Annotated in this window: 18 protein-coding genes and 1 riboswitch; of the genes, 11 read left to right on the forward strand and 7 right to left on the reverse strand. The window is 52.3% G+C overall.

The annotated features are described in order from the left end of the window. Positions 1-51: 51 nt before the first annotated feature. A complete protein-coding gene (locus tag A3849_RS03920) occupies positions 52-1,533 on the forward strand; it encodes an MDR family MFS transporter (RefSeq protein ID WP_074110256.1) in 1,482 nt (493 codons plus the stop codon). A 117-nt stretch (positions 1,534-1,650) separates the two neighbouring features. On the opposite strand, the gene A3849_RS03925 is transcribed toward A3849_RS03920, so the two are convergent. Further along, a complete protein-coding gene (locus A3849_RS03925) occupies positions 1,651-3,090 on the reverse strand; it encodes an FAD-dependent oxidoreductase (protein WP_074110257.1) in 1,440 nt (479 codons plus the stop codon). A 175-nt stretch (positions 3,091-3,265) separates the two neighbouring features. Between A3849_RS03925 and greA the strand changes: the two genes are divergently transcribed. Next, positions 3,266-3,745, forward strand: coding sequence for a transcription elongation factor GreA (greA, locus tag A3849_RS03930; protein WP_074088393.1), 480 nt, complete (start codon positions 3,266-3,268; stop codon positions 3,743-3,745). Between the two features lie 83 nt (positions 3,746-3,828). Here the strand turns inward: greA and A3849_RS03935 are convergent, their stop codons facing one another. Together A3849_RS03935 and A3849_RS03940 are read right to left on the reverse strand one after the other, a co-directional pair. Then, complete coding sequence (locus tag A3849_RS03935; RefSeq protein WP_074110258.1) at positions 3,829-4,548, reverse strand: SDR family oxidoreductase; 720 nt, start codon at positions 4,546-4,548, stop codon at positions 3,829-3,831. Positions 4,549-4,708: 160 nt separating this feature from the next. Then, the gene (locus tag A3849_RS03940) at positions 4,709-5,047 is read right to left on the reverse strand and encodes a winged helix-turn-helix transcriptional regulator (protein ID WP_074088395.1); all 339 of its coding nucleotides are present in this window, start codon (positions 5,045-5,047) and stop codon (positions 4,709-4,711) included. A 178-nt stretch (positions 5,048-5,225) separates the two neighbouring features. Here A3849_RS03940 and A3849_RS03945 point away from each other — a divergent pair, with 178 nt between their 5' ends. Beyond that, positions 5,226-6,155: an AEC family transporter gene (locus A3849_RS03945; RefSeq protein ID WP_074110259.1), complete on the forward strand. Its 930-nt coding sequence runs from the start codon at positions 5,226-5,228 to the stop codon at positions 6,153-6,155. A gap of 110 nt (positions 6,156-6,265) precedes the next feature. Here A3849_RS03945 and A3849_RS03950 read toward each other — a convergent pair whose 3' ends face one another. Continuing rightward, positions 6,266-7,108 carry an aldo/keto reductase gene (locus A3849_RS03950; protein ID WP_074110260.1) on the reverse strand — a complete coding sequence of 281 codons (843 nt, stop codon included), beginning with the start codon at positions 7,106-7,108 and terminating at the stop codon, positions 6,266-6,268. A gap of 121 nt (positions 7,109-7,229) precedes the next feature. Further along, positions 7,230-8,435, reverse strand: coding sequence for an MFS transporter (locus tag A3849_RS03955; RefSeq protein ID WP_074110261.1), 1,206 nt, complete (start codon positions 8,433-8,435; stop codon positions 7,230-7,232). 198 nt (positions 8,436-8,633) lie between these two features. Here A3849_RS03955 and A3849_RS03960 point away from each other — a divergent pair, with 198 nt between their 5' ends. Then, positions 8,634-9,026 carry a winged helix-turn-helix transcriptional regulator gene (locus A3849_RS03960; protein ID WP_074110262.1) on the forward strand — a complete coding sequence of 131 codons (393 nt, stop codon included), beginning with the start codon at positions 8,634-8,636 and terminating at the stop codon, positions 9,024-9,026. A 163-nt stretch (positions 9,027-9,189) separates the two neighbouring features. Next, the gene (locus tag A3849_RS03965; RefSeq protein ID WP_074110263.1) at positions 9,190-9,870 is read left to right on the forward strand and encodes an S-layer homology domain-containing protein; all 681 of its coding nucleotides are present in this window, start codon (positions 9,190-9,192) and stop codon (positions 9,868-9,870) included. Between the two features lie 101 nt (positions 9,871-9,971). Here A3849_RS03965 and A3849_RS03970 read toward each other — a convergent pair whose 3' ends face one another. Both A3849_RS03970 and A3849_RS03975 read right to left on the reverse strand, forming a co-directional pair. Next, the gene (locus A3849_RS03970; RefSeq protein WP_074110264.1) at positions 9,972-11,147 is read right to left on the reverse strand and encodes an ATP-binding response regulator; all 1,176 of its coding nucleotides are present in this window, start codon (positions 11,145-11,147) and stop codon (positions 9,972-9,974) included. A 54-nt stretch (positions 11,148-11,201) separates the two neighbouring features. Beyond that, complete coding sequence (locus tag A3849_RS03975; RefSeq protein ID WP_074110265.1) at positions 11,202-14,555, reverse strand: response regulator; 3,354 nt, start codon at positions 14,553-14,555, stop codon at positions 11,202-11,204. 268 nt (positions 14,556-14,823) lie between these two features. Continuing rightward, positions 14,824-14,927: riboswitch (purine riboswitch) on the forward strand. Positions 14,928-15,093: 166 nt separating this feature from the next. On the opposite strand from A3849_RS03975, the gene A3849_RS03980 reads away from it, so the two are divergent. The 6 genes from A3849_RS03980 to A3849_RS04005 all read left to right on the forward strand — a co-directional run bounded on the left by A3849_RS03980 (position 15,094) and on the right by A3849_RS04005 (position 23,037). Next, positions 15,094-15,705, forward strand: coding sequence for a xanthine phosphoribosyltransferase (locus A3849_RS03980; RefSeq protein ID WP_074110266.1), 612 nt, complete (start codon positions 15,094-15,096; stop codon positions 15,703-15,705). Continuing rightward, positions 15,699-16,997 (forward strand): nucleobase:cation symporter-2 family protein, encoded by a 1,299-nt coding sequence (locus A3849_RS03985; RefSeq protein WP_074110267.1) that lies wholly within the window; start codon positions 15,699-15,701, stop codon positions 16,995-16,997. Before A3849_RS03980 ends, A3849_RS03985 begins: the two co-directional genes overlap by 7 nt. A gap of 131 nt (positions 16,998-17,128) precedes the next feature. Beyond that, positions 17,129-20,212, forward strand: a complete 3,084-nt coding sequence (locus tag A3849_RS03990; RefSeq protein WP_074110268.1) for an ATP-binding protein — start codon at positions 17,129-17,131, stop codon at positions 20,210-20,212. A 23-nt stretch (positions 20,213-20,235) separates the two neighbouring features. Further along, on the forward strand, positions 20,236-21,360 hold the full coding sequence (locus A3849_RS03995) for a response regulator (protein WP_074110269.1): 1,125 nt from the start codon (positions 20,236-20,238) through the stop codon (positions 21,358-21,360). A gap of 82 nt (positions 21,361-21,442) precedes the next feature. Then, the gene (locus A3849_RS04000) at positions 21,443-22,792 is read left to right on the forward strand and encodes an MFS transporter (protein ID WP_074110270.1); all 1,350 of its coding nucleotides are present in this window, start codon (positions 21,443-21,445) and stop codon (positions 22,790-22,792) included. A 26-nt stretch (positions 22,793-22,818) separates the two neighbouring features. Beyond that, a complete protein-coding gene (locus A3849_RS04005; RefSeq protein ID WP_167374795.1) occupies positions 22,819-23,037 on the forward strand; it encodes a hypothetical protein in 219 nt (72 codons plus the stop codon). Positions 23,038-23,048 lie beyond the last annotated feature (11 nt).

Consider the following 23,048-nt stretch of genomic DNA (forward strand, 5'->3'; position numbering starts at 1 on the left):
GGCGGGAAAACCAGACTTTAGTGTATTGTGCTTCACGGAGGAGAGAACCTATTGAAGACTCAAACTGTTCGTAATTCATCCTTTTGGTTGATTATTTTAGCTATTTTTTTCGGGAATTTCATGGCGATCCTGAGTACTACCACCATTAACGTAGCGTTTCCGGTATTTATGAAGGACTTTCATGCGGAGATCGGGACCGTGCAGTGGATGATTACAGGTTATCTGCTTGCTACGGGTGTGATCGCGCCAGTGGTGGGCTATTTCGGTGATAAATGGAGTTACAAATATCTGTATGTGTTCGCCTTGTCGGGATTTACCCTATTCTCCGGACTGTGCATGATGGCCTGGAGCATTCACTCGCTCGTAACCTTCCGTATTCTGCAGGGGGTGTTCGGCGGGCTGATTATTCCTACTACAATGACCATGATCTATCAGTTCATCGAAAAGGAAAAGCAGGCGTTTGCAATGAGCCTCTGGAGCTTGTCTTCCATGCTGGCACCTGCCTTTGGCCCGACACTCGGAGGATGGCTGACCGGATATTTTGGCTGGGAATCGCTATTTATGATCAATGTGCCAATCGGGATAATTGCGATTATGGTTGCGCTCAAGTGCTTGCCGTTTCAGCGAACCGCTGGTGAGAGAAAGACCTTTGATCTGCCGGGTTTTGTAACGGTTATTCTTAGCAGTGCGTTCATTATCCTGGCTTTTAATAAAGGAAATGCCTGGGGCTGGACCTCCTGGAAGACTCTGACCCTGCTGATTATCGGAGCTATAGCGCTAACTTATTTCATCCGCAGAGAGCTCGCTTTGACAGAACCGCTGCTGAACCTTAAGGTATTCCGGCAAAACCGGTTCACTTACAGCCTGATGATCAACTGTATCATTACCGTTGCCCTGTATTCCGGGACCTTCCTGATTCCCGTCTTTCTGCAGGACATTCAGCAGTCTACTCCGCTCGCAACAGCATTGGTCCTGCTGCCGGGTTCCATTGCCATGGCGGTCATGTCACCGGTTGTCGGCAAGCTGTACAGCAAGACCGGGCCATTCTGGCTGATTCTTGGCGGGATTCTGCTGCTGGTTGCCTCAACCTGGGAGCTCAGCCATATCACACTCGCCACTACCCATGTTGAGCTGGCTTGGCTGATGGCGGTGCGCAATGTCGGGATTGCTCTGGCCTTCATGCCGGTTACGAATGCCGGAATGTCTTCCGTGCCGAAACAGATCACAGGGCATGCTTCTTCCGTTACCAACTGGGTACGTCAAGCCACCGGGGCGCTGTCCATCGCGGTCTTCAGCTCGCTGCTGGCTTCGCGGGCCTTGACGCACCAGAAGGAGCTTAGCGGCGGAACCTCAGCTGCGGCCGGCTTCATCAAAGCCCAGGGGATGACGCTGGGCGTACGGGATGTATTCCTCATCGCAACCGTGATCGGAATTCTCGCAATTCCCTTGACCTTTCTGCTCCGAACCGGAACGGCCAAACCGAAGGCTGCTGTACTGAAGGTAGCTTCCGTCGAGCAGGAGGCGAACAGCTAAGCGCTGTGTACCGGCAGGAAACCAAAGGATGACTCCATCCAACAGCAAACCGCCCCGGCAGGTTCTTGACAGACCTGCCGGGGCGGTTTAGTTATACCTGAATAAATGGAGAGCAGTCTACTGCAAGCTGATCTGATAATCCTTTTTCAGATATGAATGGATTCTCTGGAAATCTGCTGCGTTCAGGTCAGTCAGCCGTTTGCTGCGCTCCCGTCCCAGAATGATACCGATGGTCTGGGCTGCCAGTGCAGTGGTAGGCATGACCCTTGCGCTGCCGTAGGCTTTGATGCTGGCACCGACATTTTTCCCGGCTACAAGCACATTGTCATAGGATTTCAGTTCAAAGGCACGCAGCGGCAACCCGTAACGGTCCGGCTTGCCAAAGCCGATGCCGATGGGAATCTTCCGGGTCCCCTGCAAATCGACGGGGTACCCGCCAAGGCTCACATCGTCCCAGAACATCCGGCTGGACATTAGGTCCGTGTAACCCAGCACGTATTTGGTCTCATAGCGGTTATAATCACGGATGTAGAGGTACTCCGGGAACCCGTTCAGTTCAGCGTTAGCGAACCCGGGGATATTTATGCGCAGGAAATTCAGAATAGAAGGGGCTTCGGCTTTGCCCTTCTGTACCGCCGCTGCCACCGATTTAGGGTCAGAAGGATTTACATCGTAAATCAGCAGACCATTGATGATGACCTGGCCATTTTTTTGGTAGGCGGCATTTAGCCCGCGCAACCTAAGCTGTTTGTCCTTGGTGGAGTATCTTTTGGTGATTTTGCTGAACCCGGTGGCGAAGTGCAAATCTACGTAGGTATTGGGTCCATATTTGTTGCGTACATTCGTCAGCGGATAACTATCAAGAATGGACTGGTGCAGCTGGTTCCAATCCACATTTTTGAAATTGAGCATATATGTTGCAGCCATATAATCAGGCTTCTTCCCGTGATCAATGGTCTCCATTCCCGGAATCCTGGCTTCCTTCAGACGTCCGCTAAGGGCACTGAAATCGGTATTTTCTACCCAGTACCGGGACTTGATCGTAATCGGAGCTTCGTTCTTAACGTGATAGGTCAGGGTACTCAGCGTCTTTTCGCTGCCCGCTGCCTCCGTGTCGATATGGTCCAGAACCACCCCGCTCTTCAACGGAATGCCTTGCATAATTTTGTTGTAGTACTTTTTGAAATCGGCTGCCTTCAGAATGGTTCCTGCCTTGTAGCCATTGAGGAGACTTTTGATCTCACCTTGCACGAGGCTTCTGTGCTTGTTGTCGTTCACATCATCGAGAAAAAACATTTGCCCTTGAATTAATTCACCGCCCGGTTTGCTGCGGGGATCAAGCATCAGCACTTTCAGGCCGGCCTTGACGGCTTCCTTGGCGAGCAGTGCGCCTTGAATTTCACTTCCAATGACAACGACATCATAACTTGGAGAGGCCACGGAAGGGACAATTGACTTCGCTGCCGCCGTTGTAATCGGGTTTGGTACCGACAGCAGAATCAGTGCAGCGGCCAGACAACTTGTAAAGCGATGGAATTTGGGGGAATTCATAAACATGGACTTCTTGTGCTCCTGACTGTGTGTGAGATTTAATATCATTATTGTAAATCACTTTTGGTTAATTATACTAGGATGGATATGCAGCAATTTGCTGCGAAAGTGCTTTCTTTTCGCATGTTGGCCGATTATGGGGTAGAATACAGTAAAGCGAGTAAAAATAGGAGTTGTATACATGTCGAATGAAGAAGTGTTTTTGACGAAAGAAGGTCTGGCTAAGCTGGAGGAAGAGCTCAAGGAGCTCAAGGGAGCAGGACGCAAGGAGCTCGCGGCCCGGCTTAAGCTGGCCATAAGCTACGGGGATCTCAAGGAGAATAGTGAATACCACTCTGCCAAAGAAGATCAATCCTTCATGGAGACCCGCATCATGATTCTAGAGAAAATGCTGATTAAAGCGCAGATTGTAGACTCCAGCAACATGGATCTGAGTACAGTCAGCGTAGGCTGCATCGTCATTCTGAATGATGTGGAATACTCCGAAAAGATCGAATATAGAGTGGTCGGTCCGGCTGAAGCCGATGTGCTGGACAACAAGATTTCGTACGAAAGCCCTCTGGGCAAAGAACTGCTCGGCAAAAAAGTAGGCGACATCATCAGCGTGAACGCACCAATGGGCATCATCAAATATGAACTGCTGGAGATCAAAATGCTGTAAGCTGAGGCTCCTGAAAGTTAAATCCCTGCCTCCCGTATGATTAGGGGGCAGGGATTTTTTTAGTTTGGCCAGGGGAGTCCGGTTTAGATTAGGGTGTGGCCGCCTTCCACATGAAGCACCGTGCCTGTAACGAAGCCGTTACGTATCAGATAGAGGACGCCTTCAGCAACATCTGAGGCTGTGCCTACGCGCTGCACAGGCAGCTTGGCTGCGGTGCTGCTATAAAAAGCACTGCGGGCCTCTTCCGCCATGCCTGCGCGGGAAGGGGTATCGATGATGCCCGGCGAGACGGTGTTCACCCGCAGCGGGGCCAGCTCCAGCGCAAGGGTCTGCCCCAGATTGGCTACGGCTGCATTCACTGCGCCGAGCACGGAGGACCCGGCCATGGCTTTGAAGGCAACGACGCCGGAGAACAGAGTAATGGAGCCATGGGGGTTCAGATTCGGCGCACCGTATTTGGCGGCATAATATTGGCCCCAGAACTTATTGTCCATCAGCTGGCGTGAAGCACTGGTGGCTGTAGTGAGTAACGGGCCCCCTTTGGTTTCGGCTGCGGTGACCACCAGATGGTCGAAGGCTCCCAGCTCTGCGAATAAGGAGCGTACCTGATCCTCGTCCGTAACATCCAGCGTATAGGTAATTGCTTTTGCGTCAGGTCCAAGTGCTGCTTTGGCCTGCTCCAGCTTCTCTGCGGAGCGGCTGGCCAGAACTACCTCCGCACCTTCTGCAGCAGCAAGCTTTGCCGTCGCCAGACCGATTCCTGAGCTGCCTCCGATAATAACTATTTTCTGTCCTGTTAACATTAATGATTCCTCCTCTGAATTGAAACTGCCTTGTGAGGAGAGTATATTCCTTATACTTCCTTTAGGGAAGTAGTTACATTCTATACATACAGTTACCCTAAAGATAGTATTGTGCTGATGCTGAGCTGCCGGGGCAAACTTTTTTTTGGAAAAAGTCTTCTTAGAGGGCAAGGCCGTATCTTTTCAGCTCAATAAAAATGCCTTCCAGCTGTTCGCCCTTCTTCGTCAGGGTATATTCTACGCGCGGGGGCACCTCTGGATATACAGTGCGCATAAGAATGCCGTGGTTCTCCAGCTCACGCAGCCGCAGCGCGAGTGTCTTCGGGCTGATCCCTTCCAGAGAACGCAGCAGATCACTGAAGCGCATGGTGCCGCCAATCAGCAGATCACGAATAATCAGGAATGTCCATTTGGTTCCGATGACATCCAGCGTTTTGGCGATGGGACAAGGTTCGCCGGGGGTTCCTTTGGTCAGAATGACCGGCTCAGTGAAGTCCATTTCAGTCAACCTCCTGTAGTGATGACGATTTATGCTAATCATACCACAATAGTATCCTTTGGGAAGTTAAGACGTTCATAGGCTTTTACTATTAAGCATATTGCTTCCATGTCTTAGACGGTACCCGCCGGGGAGGGGTATAGTAAGAGTAACTTTTTTAGCAGAGGAGTCCTCGCAATTGATTCAACAGGTGTTGTCCACTCTGGTCGAGGTGATTGTCCCGTTATCCATCCCGGTCGTATCGGGTGCGCTGCTTGGACGGTTCAAGAACCTGGATACCAAGCCGCTGTTAATGCTGTATCTGTATTTCCTGAGTCCCGCAATCATTCTGGATACGCTCGCTACAGCCAAGATTTCTTTCGATGATGTGTACAAAACGCTTGCCTTCTCGCTGCTGAATCTGCTGGTGCTGTGGGCGCTGGCCCGTCTGATTGGCAGAGTCCTGAAGCTGGCTGCGCCGGAGGCAGCCGGCCTGACCCTGATTTCCACCTTTACGAACAGTGTCAATTATGGCCTGCCGCTGGTGCTGCTGGCCTTTGGCCAGATGGGGCTCGACAAGGCTTCGGTCTATGTCATTGCCCAGATGGTAATTGTGAACACGATCGGGGTGTATTTTGCGGCAAGATCACAGTTTTCTATCCGCCATGCCGTCCGTTCTGTATTCTCCCTGCCGGCGATCTACGCGGCGATGCTGGCTCTTCTGCTGCGGACGCTCGGCCTGCAAATGCCGCATGAGATTGCTTCGGGGGTGTCGATGGTAGCCGGAGCGTACTCCCCGGTGGTGCTGGCCATACTGGGGGCTCAGATGGTCCGGGTACAGACTGCGGATGTTGTGCGCAATGTACGGCTGGCGTTCTGGACAGGGTTGTCGGTCCGTCTGTTGCTGGCCCCGCTGACCGCCGCGCTGCTGCTGTACCTGTTGAACATTTCGGGAACGCTGTTCGCTGTGCTGCTCATTCTTGCCTCCATGCCGGTTGCGGTTAACTCCGTGGTGTTGGCCGAACGCTTCGGCAGCTCGCCTGCGCTGGTGTCGCGCTGCATTCTCTGGACCACCCTGGCGTCCTTTCTCGTGCTCCCGATCTTAATCTCTATCGTTGGCAATGCGTAAATTCCCTTCGTGAGGTTCTGGGGATGCCGCCAAGCACCATGGCCGGAAACCGCACCAAGCCCTCCTTTCAGGTGAGAAAGGAGGGCTTGGTGCATCGGACGGGTCCTGAATTAAAAGTCGAAATGGTCTGGATCGGGGCCAATCCGGTGATCGCGGTTAAGCTGGTCGATCCGGTCCATGTCTCCAGTGCTCAATTCGAAATCGAACACGGAGGCATTCTCGGTTATCCGGTGCGCCTTGGTGGATTTCGGAATGGTAACAATGCCGTGCTGCAGATCCCAGCGCAGAATCACCTGGGCTACAGACTTGCCGTGAGCCGCGGCGATCTCCGCAAGCACAGGCTGATCCAGCAATTGCCCCTGCATCAGGGGTGACCAGGCCTCAATCTGGATACCCTGCTCCTTGCAGAAGCTGCGCAGCGCCTGCTGGGACAAGTAGGGATGCAGCTCCACCTGATTGACCATCGGTTTGATCTCCGCATCCTTGAGAATATCCTCCAGATGATGAATCTGGAAGTTGCTGACCCCTATGGCTTTGACCCGTCCTGTCTTATACAAGGTTTCGAGCGCTCTCCAGGCCTCCTTGTATTTGCCCTTCACCGGCCAATGAATCAGATACAGATCGAGATAGTCCAGCCCCAGCTTCTCCAGACTGGCCTCGTAGGCGGCAAGTGTGGCCTCATACCCGAGATCGGCGTTCCACACCTTTGATGTGATGAACAGGTCTTCGCGGGCCAGCTTGTTCTCAGCCAGAGCTTCGGCAACAGCCTGACCCACGCCCCGCTCATTCTGATAGACGGCAGCGGTATCCACGCTCCGATAGCCGTGGGCAATGGCTGATTTCACTGCCTGAACCAGTTCTGCCCCTTCCTCCACTTGAAAAACTCCCAGCCCGAGCCAGGGCATATTCACTCCGCTGTGCAAGCGGGCCGTATCCTGTAAATGCTGTGCCATAATGAAAAAACCTCCTGAATGGATATAGTATGAGTACGGATGATCTCTCTAATCTACGGTGAGCTGATTGGGTGTAAGCCGAATTAAGGTGAGTGGCAGTGGCAGTCAGGTACTCAGGCAATCATGCTGCCTTGTTCAGAAGCTTATGCTCATCCCTGCTCTCCAGAGCACGGCTCCAAGCGGTAAGAATGACTGCGCCGAATACCATGAGGGACCCGACCCATGCGGTATGAATGAGTCCGATATGATCTGTGACGAGGCCTCCAAGATAGGCCCCAATGGCGATGCCAGCATTGAAGGCGGCAATATTAACGGCCGAAGCAACATCCCGGGCGCTTGGGGCATACCGGTCGGCCAGCATCACCACAAAGACCTGCAGCCCGGGCACATTCATGAAGGCGAGCAGTCCCATGAAGAAAATAGTGATGAGGGCAGCAGCCTTAAAAGGAGCAGTAAAGGTAAGCACCAGCAGAACCACTGCCTGAAAGGCAAACATATAGAACAAAGCGTTCATTGGCTTGCGGTTGGCCGCTTTTCCTCCTATGATATTGCCGATGGCAATGGCTATACCGTAGACAAGGAGAATGACGGCAACCGTCTGTTCCTGAAAGCCGCTGATCTCATGCAGCAGAGGGGATAGATAGGTGAAGACGACGAAGGTGCCGCCGTAGCCAAGAGCCGTGATGGCAAAAGCCAGCAGCAGCCGTCCGTTCGTCACCAGCTTCACCTGGTCCCGCAGCGGGGTTCTCGTGCCCCTGCGCAGTCCGGAAGGAATAAGAATCAGGTTGGCGATCAGCGCGGCAATGCCGACTGCGGCAATGGCGACAAAAGCGGCACGCCAGCCGAGCTGCTGCCCGAGGAATGTGCCCAGCGGCACTCCGGTTACGGTCGCTACCGTAAGCCCGGTGAACATGATGGAGATGGCGCTTGCCCTGCGGTCCTCGGTCACCAGATCCGCAGCGATCGTAGAGGCGATGGACATGAACAGGCCGTGCGACAGCGCGGAAATGACCCGGGCTACCAGCAGGACGGTAATACCGCCAGCAGTGGCCGCCAGGCTGTTCCCGGCAATGAAGAGCAGCATCAGCGCCAGCAGCAGGGTTTTGCGGGAGACGGCTGTGGTCAGTGAGGTCAGGACCGGCGCACCGAAGGTTACGCCCAGCGCGTACAGGGTTACGGTTAATCCGGCTGTCGTCACGGATATATGCAGGTCATCAGCGATCAGGGGCAGCAGCCCGACACTGATAAACTCGGTTGTTCCAATCGCGAAAGCGCTAATGGCTAGAGCCAGCAGCGCGAGAGTGCTTCTTCTTCGATCCAGGGACATGATATTCACTCCTACTATGGTAATCACCGGCCGGTAAATGCTATTATGAATTACTATAGCGATTAAGGGTAGTACGTACTTTTAAGTAATATAGGTACCAAAAAGTAACTATGGACCAAACTTAGAGAATGCTTCCGAAGCCAGCTAGTACGAAGCTGTCCAGTGAAGGAATGCTAACAAATTTCAGGAGGGCTGATCATGGCCAAAAAATATAATATATCGGTTGAAGCTACACTCGAGGTGATCGGAGGGAAGTGGAAGTGTGTTATTCTCTGCCATCTGACGCATGGTACAATGCGGACCAGCGATTTGAAGCGTCATATGCCGAACATTACACAGAAGATGCTGACCCAGCAGCTTAGAGAACTGGAGCAGGACGGCATAGTCAACCGCATCAGCTACAACCAGGTGCCGCCGAAGGTGGAGTATGAGCTGAGCGATTACGGGCGGACGCTTAGCACCATTCTTGATTCCTTATGTGCCTGGGGAGAGCAGCACATCATTAAGGAGTATGGGGATAAGTTCACTGTACTGGAGGACAATGTACTGAACCAGAAGAAGACAGAAGCCCACACAGCTGTTGTGGAGTAAAAGAAAACTCCTACGCGCGGGCCGCCTGCAGATTCAGCAGGCGGCCCGTTTGTGCTGTTTGCAGCAAAATAAAAGGACCGTCTGCAACCTTTTAGCAGATGATCCGTCTGGAAGGAAGAAGAGGGCAAGTAAGGCTTGTAAATCCAACTAAGAGGTGACCCGAATGAAGAAAAATACATTGAAGCAAATCACATTATCGGCAGCAGCCGTACTGACTTTGACTTTTGCCGGACAGAGCTTCGCCGCAGCCGCGACGTTCCAGGATCTCTCCAGCACACCGGTCAAGGATAAAATCGCCGAATTGCAGCAGCGAGGCGTGATCCACGGCGTAAACGATAAGCAATTCATGCCGAATGCGACAATTACAGCCGCCCAGGGAATTCAGATGTTCGTTAACGCTTTTGGTTTGAATATTGACCTGCTCAATTTCGTGAAGGCGCCCCAGGCTACTGACTATTTCGCTCATGCCCACAACGATGCCTGGTATGCAAATGCACTTATTATTGCAGCTAACAACGACATTGATTTATCTCCTGATCTCAACCCTGAGAAGAACTGGACCCGTGAGGAGTTCACCCATCAGCTGATCCTGACGATCGAGAAGCATAGTAATCTCCCGATGATCAAAATCATGCCGGTAGACATTGCAGACCAGGCAGAATTCACCAACGGTTTTGACGGCTCCATTCAACGCGCGCTGGCGCTGAAGATTGCCAGTCTGGACGGTACCGGCAAATTCCATCCTTCTGCCGGCATTACCCGCGCCGAAGCTGCGGAGATGATCTATAACGCTTTGAAATATATTGATGCTCATCCGGCCCCGGCCGGTGGCCTCCCGGAGTAAGGCGGTTACCGCCTGTCAGTACGGCAACAACAAAAACCGCAAGCCCCATGATAGGGAGCTTGCGGTTTTTGCTGTACAGGCAGTCACTCTGGAACAAGGCATCAGTCTGGCCGACCCTCGCTGACCTGAACCGTGAAGACAAACACGGCGCCTTGCGGGACATCAGGTCTGGCGTAGATTTCGCCGCCCATAAGGTCTACCAGCATTTTGCAGATGGAGAGGCCAAGTCCGGTCCCGCCGAATTTACGGTTAATGGTGGCGCCAATCTGAGTGAAAGGCTGAAATAAATACCCCATTTTATTATTAGGGATGCCAATCCCTGTGTCCTCAACGATGAACTCCAGCGTAAGCATGGTGCCGGTGGAGTTTTTGAGGTGAACATATATCTTGACCCCTCCAACAGTGGTGAACTTGATGGCATTGCCGATCAGGTTGTTCAACACCTGGCGCAGACGGTTGGGATCACCTACGAGCAATGCTGGTACGTCAGGATCGATAGTCGATTCCAAAGTCAGATGCCGTTCCATGGCCAGCGCCCTGAACAGGTCTATGGTTTCCTTAAGGCAGGAGTGGAGGTTGAACAGCTCATAGTCCAGCTCCATTTTACCAGATTCGATTTTGGTGAAATCCAGAATGTGATTGATAACAGACACCAGGGCATGTCCGCTGGTATGGATGATCTCGGCCATCTCCTGATCATCCTTGGTCAGGTCTGAGGTTCTCAGCATATCCGACATGGCAATAATGCCGTTAAGGGGTGTACGGATTTCATGGCTCATCATGGCCAGAAAACCGCTTTTGATACTGAGGGCCACCTCAGCGGTTTCCTTCAGCTCAGTCAGAACCCTATTTGCCGCCTCCAGCTCCTGCGATTTGATCTGCAGCTCCTTATTCGCTTCGTAGAGGCGGACAAACCCGTCTATTTTACTCTTGAAAATAAGCGGATGATACGGTTTGGTCAGGTAGTCAATCGCTCCCGCTGAATAGGCCATCATATGGTTCTCCAGCTCAGAGGTGAGAGCGGTTAAGAAAATGATCGGGATGTCCCGTGACTTCTGGCGCATCTTGATCCGTTTTGCCGTTTCGAAGCCATCCATGTCGGGCATAAGCACATCCATAATAATGAGTGCGAATTCATTTTCCAGGAGGTATTTCAGAGCCTCCATGCCGGAATTTGCTTGGATTAGCTGATAGGGCGAACCGGCCAGCAGGGCCTGTATGGACAGGAATTCCTCCGGCCGGTCGTCCACAATCAAAATATGAACAGGGTATTCCATAATTCCTCCCGCGGCGAGCAAAGTAATCTAATGTGTACAATTGCTAAGTATTTTCTATTTTATTAACCAAATCTTGAGCACCGTGACTAGCTGAGTGGTATTAATCGGTTTGGAAATATAGTCCGAAGCGCCTGCCTGAAGGCATTTAATCCGGTCTTCCTCCAGTGCGCGTGCGGTCAGGGCAATAATGACCACTTGATCATACTGCGGCATGGCGCGGATGCGCTGCATGGTCTCGTACCCGTCCATTTCCGGCATCATAATATCCATGAATATAAGCTCTACATCAGGATGGCTCTCCAGATGTTCCAAGGCCTCCCTGCCGTTCTGGGCAAAGCGGATATCCATATTATAGCCTTCCAGAACACTCGATAGTGCAAAAATATTACGCATGTCATCATCCACGAGCAGAATGCTCTTGCCGGCAAAGGCCGCCTCCGGGTTATGGAGCTTCTCTATCAGCAGCTGCTTGTCGGGCGGCAGATCGGCATGCTTGCGGTGCAGGTACAGTGCGGTTTCGTCATACAGGCGTTCCATGGAACGCACATTTTTGATCACGATGCTCTCCGCGTAATGCTTGAGGCGCTGTTCATCATTTTTACTGAGATCCTTGCCTGTATAAATGATGACCGGGAGGGTCTGCAGCTTGCGGTTGGTTTTGATCTGCTCGAGCAGGTCAAAGCCGGAGATATCCGATAGGCCAAGATCAAGCACCATGCAGTCAAAATGATGACTGGACAGCTGCTCCATAGCTTCTCTGCCTGTTCCTACAGCGACGATTCGCACATCGGGATGCGCTATGAATTCCACAAGACTGCTTCGCAGGGACTGGTTATCCTCAACAATCAGCAGGCTTTTGACCGGGCGGCGGATATAGGTTTCGATCTGCAGGAATGCTGACTCCAGTTCATTCTGATCGCTAGGCTTCTTCCAGAACGAGAGTGCCCCCATGGCTAGGCTCTGCTGATTCTGTTCTGCAGTGGAGATGACATGCACCGGAATATGGCGCAGCTCGGGGCGGCTCTTCAGACGGCTGATAATCGACCACCCGTCGAGAACGGGCAGATGCAGATCCAGCAGGATGGCATCCGGTTTGTAAGCATGGGCCAAGGCCAGGCCTTGGTCACCCTTGAAGGATACAATGGCTTTAAAGCCTCTGCTTCGGGCCAGCTGTAGCAGAATTGCTGCGAATTCCGCATCCTCTTCAATGATGAGAAGCAGGGCATCTCCACTCAGCAGATGATCGCGGTCGTCCTCCATCTCTGCGTATTGCAGCAGCTTGGGATTAGAGATGGAAATGTCGGGGACAAAGGATTCGCGGAAGGCCGGATTCTGCACTGCGCTAATCTCCGTTCCGCTGCTTTCACCGCCTGCCGCTGCCTCGAAGGATGCAGCAGGCGCGGGATGTGCATCTTCTCCCGGCTCAACCGCAGGTATAACCAGAGAGAAGGTACTGCCCTTGCCTTCGGCCGATTCCACCTCGATCCGGCCATTCAGCAAGGAAGCGAGCTCACGGCAGATCGTCAGGCCAAGTCCGGTGCCGCCATATTTGCGGCTGGTTGTGCCGTCAGCCTGCTGAAAGGCTTCAAATATACGATCCAGCTTGGAAGCGGCAATGCCGATTCCCGTATCGCTGACAGAGAGGATAATATCTTCTCCGCGGGTACGGATAGAAAGAGAGACAGAGCCGTGTTCCGGTGTGAATTTGACGGCATTGGACAGCAGATTATTCAGGATCTGCTGGAGTCTGTGGCCGTCGGTCAGGAGATGCTCCGGCAGTCTGCTGTCGCAGTGCACATCAAAGCGGATATCCTTCTTCTTAGCCTGCTGCTCGAAGTGACGGTACAGATGGCTGCTGAGATCAGCCAGCGATACGGACTCGAGCACAGGGGTCATTTTACCCACCTCAAGCTTGGCCAAATCCAGAATTTCGTCGATCAGCAGAAGCAAATCCTTACCTGCCGAGAAAATGGTATGCACATATTCCAGCTGCTTTGTACCCAAATTGCCTTCCTTGTTCTCGGCTAGAATCTGGGAGAGGATAAGCAGGGAGTTCAGCGGAGTACGCAGCTCATGAGAGACATTGGCGAGGAATTCCGATTTGTACTGGGCGGCCATAAATATCTCTTCAGCCTGGATTTTGATCTCATCCTTCTGCTGCTCAGTCAGCTGCATCTGATGCTGGAGCTGATCGTTTGCGCTGGAGAGTTCCTCCGTCTGAACTTCCAGCTCTTCCGTCTGCGACCTCAGCTCCTCCGTCTGTGACAGCAACTCTTCCTTCTGTTCCAGCAGTTCATTCGTTTGGGCGAGCAGTTCGTCAGCCTGCTCCTGAATCTCTATTCTCTGTTTCTCTGTCAGCTCCATCTGCTGCTGCAGTTCTTCATTGGTGCTCAGGAGGTTCTCTGCGTGCTTGTGCAGCTGTTCCCGCTGATCCTGCAGCTCCTCGGTTTGCATGCGGAGCTCCTCCGTCTGCGCTTCCAGCTCCTGGGTCTGAGCCAGCAGTTCTTCGGTTTGTGCCTCCAGCTCCTCCTTCTGCAGCTGGGTTTCGCCCAGCAGGTCTTCGATTCTGGACACACCAGCCAAAGTATGGATCAGAATGCCCATGTTCTGGCCGGTCCGTTCAATTAACTGGCGCTCCTTCGCGGAGAATTTACCCATCGCCGCCAGCTCAACCACCGCGAGAACCTCGTTCTCATAGGCGATGGGGACTATGATCAGAACAGAGGGCGGGGTATCACCCAAGCCCGATTGCACCTTGATATATTGCTCCGGAAGATCCTGAAGCAGGATCACTTTCTGATCCAGGGCGCATTGACCCACCAGCCCGCTCCCGAGTGAGAAGGGTTCACGCAGGAATGCTGCCTCATCGAAAGCGTATCCCGCAGTAAATACCAGCTTGTCCTGCCGCTTCAGATAAAAGGCGCCATAGCTGCCCTGAACCGCTTCTGCCAGTCTGCTGATGAATATACGCGCTGCTGTCTGCATCTGCACGGAGCCCTGAAGGAGCAGCGCCATTTCCGAGACCTGGTCATTGATCCAGGCCTGTTCCTCAGCCATCAGCCTCAGCCTGCGTTCTTCTGCTGTTTTGTACTGCAGATCCACAGCCACCGCATGGAAGGAAACTGCCAGCTGTGCGAACTCATCCTGGACTTTGCCGGCCTGTGCCGAGGTGTCGAAGGTGCCCTGAGCCATATCTGCGGAGAGCTTCATCATGTTGTCCAAGCCACGGGTGATATTCTGGAGTATGCCAAGGGCAAGGGAGATAGATAATACAATCCCGGCCGCGCTAAGCGTAGAGGCTGTTATCTGTGCCGTCCCCTCCAGGTAAAGGATAGATATAGTTATCATACTGCCAAACAACAGTATCGGGATTATCGCCGCTAACCAAACCTGATGTTTTATTTTCATGTCGACCGCCTTTGTTCAGTTATTGTCAATTGTCACTAGAAGCTAAGTATACTTTTAATAGAGGGGGGAAGAAAGGAAGACAGCGAAAATCACCAATAAACTGCTGGCTTTACAGCTAATTTAAGTGGTGATCTGCCGGGAAGCGCTAGCCGGTAGCCCCAATATTTGAACAAAAATGAAACTCCTATGAAAGACCGGGAATATTCATGAAAATACTTGAAATTCCACTTGTACGGAACGTACAGACCGTGTAAGATATACAAAGGTTTTTAAAAAAATAAGAACAACTCATATAATCTTGGGAATAGGGCCCATAAGTTTCTACCGGATAACCACTGCAATTATCCGACTATGAGTGATATAGCGCATCTAGGGTTCCGTTTTTTTGTGCCATGGCATAAAAGAAGCTGGTCCAAGCGATGCGGACACATGTATGTGTTACACCACCAAGGGACAAAAACCCAGAAGGACAGATTCACTTGAGAGAAGCGCTCAAGGGGATCTGTCTTTTTTTATACAAGGAGAGGTTGGCTGCAATATGAAAATATTAGAGGAACGCATTAGGCAGGAAGGCGTTATTTTGTCGGATACGGTTCTTAAGGTGGACTCGTTTCTGAATCATCAGGTGGATACGCAGCTGGTGCTGCAGATTGGCGAGGAGTTCGGGCGGATTTTTGGACACCAGCCGGTTACCAAGGTGCTGACCGTTGAAGCCAGCGGCATCCAGTTTGCCATGGCAACAGGAATTGCACTGGGGGTTCCGTTCGTGTATGCCAAGAAGAAGAAAGCCGTTACCCAGGCCGAGGAGGTCTATTCGGCCCCGGTCCATTCCTTCACAAGGCATGAGGATTACCGGATCAGCATTTCGCAGAAATACCTGGGTCCGGATGATAAGGTACTGATTGTCGATGATTTTCTGGCTACGGGTGCGGCGCTTGTGGGACTGGCGGATATTGTGAACGCATCGGGAGCAGAGCTGCTGGGTGTGGGCTGTGTCATCGAAAAAAGCTTCCAGGAAGGGCGCAGTCTGCTGGAAGAACGGGGCATTGCTGTTCATTCTTTGGCAAGAATCTCGTCGATGTCTCCTGGGGAAATTCATTTCATAAATAACCATACAGAAGAAACGGTGAAGGAGAGTGCGGGATGTTAAGCAAACAGAAAATATTTGCCTTGGGACTGCAGCATGTGCTGGCGATGTATGCCGGAGCTGTCATTGTGCCGCTTGTTGTTGGAGGGGCGCTGAATTTAAGCGGGACACAGATGGCTTACCTGATCGCCGCGGATCTTTTCACCTGCGGGCTGGCTACACTGCTCCAGATTATCAGCAGCAAGCATTTTGGGAGCGGGCTTCCGGTGGTGCTGGGCTGTACCTTTACGGCGGTAAGCCCGATCATTGCGATTGCGTCCGGTTCTAACCTGGCAACAGCCTACGGAGCGATCATCATCTCAGGGCTGTTCGTCGTTCTGGCAGCCCCGATATACGGCAAGCTGTTGAAGTTCTTCCCGACCGTAGTCACCGGCTCCGTGGTAACCATCATTGGCTTATCGCTGATTCCCGTCGCTATGAACAATGTGGCGGGTGGTCAGGGCAGCGCTGATTTTGGGGCGCCCCGTAATCTGCTGCTTGGCCTGATTACACTGCTGGTAATTCTGGCAGTGAACCGGTTCACGACAGGCTTCCTTCGATCGGTATCTGTCTTGGCCGGACTCGTGGCCGGAACCGTGATCGGCTATGCCATGGGTCTTGTTCACTTCTCCACCGTGGGCAGCGCATCATGGGTCAGCATTGCCCGCCCGTTCTATTTCGGCTGGCCTGAATTCAGCATTACCGCAATCTTTACGATGATTATCGTCAACATCGTCTCCATGGTTGAATCGACTGGCGTGTATTTCGCCGTAGGCAAAGCCATAGACCAGCAAGTCGAGCAAAAGCAAGTCGTAAACGGCCTGCGCTCCGAGGGCCTCGCCATCATGCTGGGCGGCCTGTTCAATGCCTTCCCGTATACGGCATTTTCCCAGAACGTGGGCCTGCTGTCCCTGACCCGCGTCAAGACGCGAAATGTTATTTTTGCAGCCGGCGGGATTATGGTCGTCCTTGGCCTGCTTCCGAAGCTGGCGGCATTGACCACCGTCGTGCCGAATGCGGTGCTCGGCGGGGCTATGATTGTTATGTTTGGTTCAGTGGCCGCATCCGGGATGTCCATCCTCTCCGAGGTCGACTTGCGTAAGGACGGGAATCTCTTGATTGCTGCGTGCAGTATTGCTGTGGGCCTGGGATCGGCAGTTCTGCCATCCATGTTCGACCAGCTTCCTGAGTTCGCCAGAATGCTGCTCCAGAATGGGATTGTCTCCGGCTCGCTGACAGCCATTATTCTGAATATCTTTCTTTCCAGAACGCAAGAGAGCACAGCCCAGGCTGCCGCAGCACCTGAGGTGAAGTAAAATATTTCAAGTTCTCAATTCTAAAAAGGTCATCTGCCGATTCCGAAATATAATGGAATCGGCATTTTTGCTTTTAACACCAAAGCGTTCCAAGGTATAATTTGCTAATCTGGAATGGAAGGGGGGAGAAGATGAAGAAATATTGGCTTAGTATCACGGGCAGCCTGCTGCTGGTCCTTATCCTTCCGCTGCTCTCGGTCTTTCAATTGGTTACACATTCACAGAATAAGCCGGTATTGCGGCATGGGGTTATGGATCTGCGGGATTGGAACTTTGAAGCAGATGGTGTAGTCAGACTTAACGGGGAGTGGGAGTTCTACCGTAATCTGCTGCTTGGCCCTGGTGACTTCCAGCCCGGGGTTGTTAACCAGCCTGTTGCTTCTACAATGATCAGCGTTCCGGACAAATGGAACCTTTCTATTTCTGAGAGCGGCAAAAGCACCGCTAAAGGCTATGCTACCTACCGGATGCAAGCCTGGATTAAGCCAGGGGAGGCTGTCGTATACGGTGTTAGAATCAGTAATATCCGTACGGCCAGCAGGGTATTTCTGAACGGCCAGGAGATCGGAAGCAGCGGCATTCCTTCTGACTCAGTCTCCTCTGGAAGGCAGAATAACATTCCTTATATGGGTTTTGCTGCAGTGACAGGGGGGAAGCTGGAGATTATAGTCCAGGTGTCGAATTATAGCTATTCTTCGGGTGGAATTATCCAGCCGATTGTCATAGGGGACCAGGTTTCGATTTTGAAGCACAGGGAATTCGCACTTTTTACGGATGGCGCTACACTGTTCGGCTTTTTAATCCTATCCGTGTTTCTGCTGATGTTCTCCAGGGTCCGGCAAGGGCGGGGAATTACGCTATATCTGGGCTTGTTCTGCCTGGCAGCGTTTGTGTACACTCTGACTCATGGAGAAAAGCTGATTGCAACCGCCCTGCCCGGCCTGCCTTATGAAGTGGTGTTAAAGCTGCAGCTTATCTCGTCCTCACTTGTATACTACTATCTGCTCCGGTATGTGGGCCATTCTATTAACTATCCAATGCCCCAGGCGGTGATGAGCGCCTCCAAGCTGATTACATCCCTGCTTATAATTATTGCGGTAATGGTGCCTGCTTATTATTTCAGCTTCATGGAGCCCATGCTGCTTACCTGGGGGACGATCAGCATCAGCTTTGTGCTGGCTGTCATGGTCAAAGGCACTAAGCAAAACCCGAAAAACAGGTTCCTGATGATGGTTAGCATCGAGAGTCTCAGCGTGTTGATCGTGTATTATCTGCTCAGCTTAAGCTCTCTGTCGCTCAGCTATTCTATAATTTCTTACGAAATTGCCCTGTTCGGGTTCGTCCAGGCGATTGTGATGACCCGCCAATATAAGTCTTCTTTTCTTGAGGTAGAACAGCTCTCCCGCCGTTTGGTGACACTGGATGGTCTGAAGGATGAATTCATGGCTGACACCTCTTATGAGCTGCGTAAGCCGCTGCAGAGCATCGTCAATATCGCCCTGACCCTGACTGAGGGTGCCGGAGGAGCGTTAAGCCCGCAGCAGGAAAGGCAACTGTCCATGATTATCTCAACAGGGAAACGGCTGACTTCGTTAATCAATGATATGTCAGACTTCGCCAAGCTGAACAACGGGGAATTGTTTCTGAAGCGGCAGGCAGTCGATTTACGCATGGTGGCCTCCTCTGTCATGGAGGTAACCAGCCTTGTATCCGCGAAAAAAGGATTGACGTTCAGGCTGGAACTGCCGGAGCAGCTGCCGGCGCTTCAGACCGATGAGCAGCGGCTAGCCCAGATTTTATACAATTTATTGGAAAATGCTGTGAATCTTACCCATAAAGGTGTGATAACACTCTCTGCTGAGGTTAAAGAAGAGTATATTGCCGTCACCGTAGCAGATACCGGTCAAGGAATTTCGCCTGAACGTCTGCGGACCATCTTTGGAACTTATGATCCGACAGCGAGGGCTGCAAAAAAAACCTACCATGAATTCGGTCTGGGCCTTGGCCTGACCCAGAAACTGGTGGAGCTGAATGGTGGAAGGATTGAAGCACAGTCGGTACCCGGACAAGGCTCCGCGTTTACTCTTACACTGCCTGTCTTGAAGGGGGAAACAGCCTTTACCGGTCAGGAATTCCATGAGCTGATTGCCTGGGAGACAGCGTCGGCAGTGGAGATGAAGGGGAAGCAAGCTGATCCGTTCATGGGGGTTGAATGCTGCTCCATTCTGATTGTGGAGAACGATCCAGTGAACCGGCAGGTCCTGGCTAATGCATTACATCTGGAGGGTCATACCGTAGTCATAGCGGAGAGCGGGCCTGAGGCACTCTTGAACATGCAGGACTATTCCGAATTGGACTTGGTCATTACCAATTGGGTTTTGCCGGAAATGCCGGGTGTGGTTTTCTGCAAGGCTATCCGTGAACGGTTTGCCCTTTCGGAGCTGCCCATACTGGTGCTTACAGCCAACAATCATCCGGAGGATATCCGGGCGGCCTTTGAGGCCGGTGCCAATGATTATCTCAGTACGCCAGTAGATCTCCATGAATTCAGGGCGCGTGTCCGTACTCTGCTCGATATGCGTAAATCCATCCGTACTTCAGTGCAGACGGAAATCGCTTTTTTGCAGGCTCAGATCAAGCCTCACTTCCTGTACAATGCTTTGAATGCCATTATCTCGGTGTGTCCTGATGATCCTGAGACAGCAACGGAGCTTCTGCTGGAGCTCAGCCAGTATCTGCGCCGCAGCTTCGACTTTCACAACCGCGGTCAGACCGTGCTAATTCAAAATGAGCTGGACCTGGTCCGGTCTTATCTGGCACTGGAGAAAGCGCGCTTCGACGAACGCCTGAACATCGTTTTTGATGTGCCGCAAGATATCATGGGGCTGGTGCCGCCGCTCAGCATACAGCCGATTGTGGAGAATGCCGTAAACCACGGCCTAATGCAAAAAGAATCCGGCGGAACCGTAACCTTGTCCATCCGTGAGCTTCCCCGTCAACTGCTCGTGGCTGTAACGGATGATGGGATTGGGATGTCGCAGGAACGAATTGCCGCTGTGCTATCAGAAGAACGTACCGAAGGAGGAATCGGCCTGCGGAACATTCAGCGCCGGCTGCTCAAAATGTACGGAACAGGCTTGACCGTTATAAGTGTACCCGGCCAGGGAACAACCATCTCTTATACTATACCGCTAGCGAACACTCCCCAAGATTAGGAAATCAGAGGTGATTCAGGCCCATGAAGGCAATATTGATTGACGACGAGAAACCAGCGCTTCAGCATCTTGAACGATTGCTGACCAAGGATGGGCGGCTGGAAATCAGCGGAAAGTATACCTCGGCACGGCTGGGTCTGCAGCATCTGCAGCAAGACAAAGCGGATGTTGTCTTTCTGGATATCGGAATGCCGGAAATGAATGGACTTGAGGCCGCAGAGCATATTGCAGCCCTCAACCGCGGCATCCAAATCGTCTATATCACAGCATATACCGAGTATGCCATTGAGGCCTTTGAGCTGAATGCTGTGGATTATTTGCTGAAGCCGGTAACCACCCAGCGCTTAAGCAAAACCCTAGAGAGACTGGACAGCCGTGAAAAGCAGCCCAGGGCAGCAGAGGAACCCTCCGCTGACATTCGTAGCCTCTCTATTCTGTGCTTCAAACGGCTGGAATTTCTGGACAGCTGCGAACCGGGACGCAAGCTCCAATGGCGAACGAGTAAAGCACAGGAGGTGTTCGCCCTGCTGCTCCACCATCGCGGGCAATGGCTCCTCAAGGATACCATTGTTGACCTGGTATGGCCGGCGTTCCCGCCGGAAAAGGCGGTTACCAACCTGCACACAACGGTGTACCATATCCGCAAGCTGCTGAAAATCTGGGGTCTGAACGTGCTGGTAGAGTTCTCTCAGGAGAGGTACCGTCTCACCTATGAAGAGGTATCCTTTGATGTGGAAGACTTTATGCGGGGCTGGCGGGGAACCCCCGTCCAGAATGATGAGGAGTGGGTTAACCGGGAAAGGGTGCTGGCCTTATACCGGGGAGATTATCTGGGCGAGCATCTTTACGATTGGGCGGAGCCCAGGCGCAAAGAGCTCCAAACCGCCTATCTCCAGATGGCGCTTCGTTCGGCGGAGTATGAACTGAATACGGCCAGGCCCAGCCATTCTCTGTCCCGGCTGCTGTCCCTGCAGGCGGTAGACCCGTATTCCGAAGATATCTGCCGGCTGATTCTGCGGAGCTATGCGGATCTGGGTGATTTTATCGGGTTCAGGAAACACTATGAGAACTACAAGGCGCTATTGTACAGCGAGCTTGGTATCCATCCGGACAGTGTCATGGACAGCTGGGTTCAGAGAGTTCTATGAATATATTGCCAATTATAGGTCCAGGGCATAGAATTTAATGGGGTTGTAACAGATATATATATCGATAGGGATGGAGTCTAGCATGAATGACAAAGTCGTAATGCCGTTATGGACCTTCTGCCTGTTCATTGTTGTTATGAACACTACTATGTTCAATGTGTCACTGCCCACCATTATTCAGGATCTGCATATTTCAGCGGATCTCGGCTCGTGGGTAATCTCGGGTTATTCCATTGGCTATGCGTTGTCAACGGTGATCTACAGCAGATTGTCTGATCTGGTACCCATCCGCAAGCTGCTGACCATTGGCCTGACAACGCTGGGCCTGGCTTCGGTTACCGGATTGTTCGCGCACAGCTTCAATGTTCTGCTGATTACCCGTATTTTGCAATCCGCCGGTGCCGGAGTCATGGCGGGTCTGGGGCTGGTCCTCGCCAGCCGGTATGTTCCGCCCGCCAGGAGAGGTGCCGCTATCGCCATGATCTCTGCAGGAAGTGCCATGGCTTTCGGGCTGGGACCGATTGCTGGCGGTCTCATCAGCCAATATTTCGGCTGGAACGGATTATTTGGTATTACTTGTCTAGTGCTGCTTGTCTTGCCGGTGCTGCTCTATTTGCTGCCCAAGGAACAGCCCAAGGCTGCGGCGTTTGACCTGTACGGAGCTTTACTTACGGTTATCAATGCAGGAAGTCTGCTCGTAGCCGTAACCAGTAAGTCCTACATATGGCTTGCAGGAAGCGTAGTCTCATTCGGGATTCACGCTGTCCATCTCCGTCAAGCCCGGAACTCCTTCATTAATCCCGAACTGTTCCGGATGTCCGGGTATTTAAAGCTCACGGCCATTGGCTTCAGCATTTTAGTGCTGAATTTGGGTAATTTATTCCTGATGCCGCTTGCTTTGGCCAACGTGTTCCATCAATCGGCGCTGATGATTGGTTTATTTATTGCACCAGGCGCGATTTTGTCGGCATTTCTGACCCGTTTTGTCGGCCGCTGGATTGACCGGTACGGAAATCTGCGTTTTCTGCTCATCGGTCATGGTGTGCTTGCCGCCGTTATGGCGACCTTTGCCCTGAGCCTGTCCGCGTCGCCGTTCGTGCTCCTGTTCGGGTACCTGTGCTTCTCGCCGGCTTTTTCGGCAACCATGGCATCCTTGAACAATGAAGCCTCCGGGATTCTGCCGCGCACCTGGATCGGATCAGGGATGGGGCTTCTGCAGCTAATCCAATTCTTCGGAGGATCGGTCTCTGTTGCTGTCTGCGGATTGCTGCTTCATGCCCAGCGGGAAGGGGTGCCATCGGACGCTTACAAGCATGTCTATGGCCTTCTGCTTGCGGTGAGTCTGTGCTCTCTGGGCCTGGTTCTTTTCTATAGACGATCCTACCGGCCGGAGTTGAAACGAAATGGTGCTAACGACGTATCAGAAGCATAATAGTGTTCAGGAAGGAAGAGGAAATAGTGGATCAGGGAATGAATGTTATTCTGTTTGAAAAGATGCCGGATGGCGAGCTGCGAATCATTGAGGAGCGGACCTGGAGCATGAATATGATTACGGCTCTGGAGCATGTCAATTATATTGTGGTCGGCAGCCGGGAGTACGAAGCCGTGGAAGGACGGCTGAATGTGGATCAGGGCAAGCTCGAACTACTGCTTGTCCCGATGCGTACGGAAGAATAATGTCAGGAGAG

It is taken from the genome of Paenibacillus sp. P46E (genome assembly GCF_001909095.1).
GTDB lineage: Bacteria > Bacillota > Bacilli > Paenibacillales > Paenibacillaceae > Paenibacillus_AQ > Paenibacillus_AQ helianthi.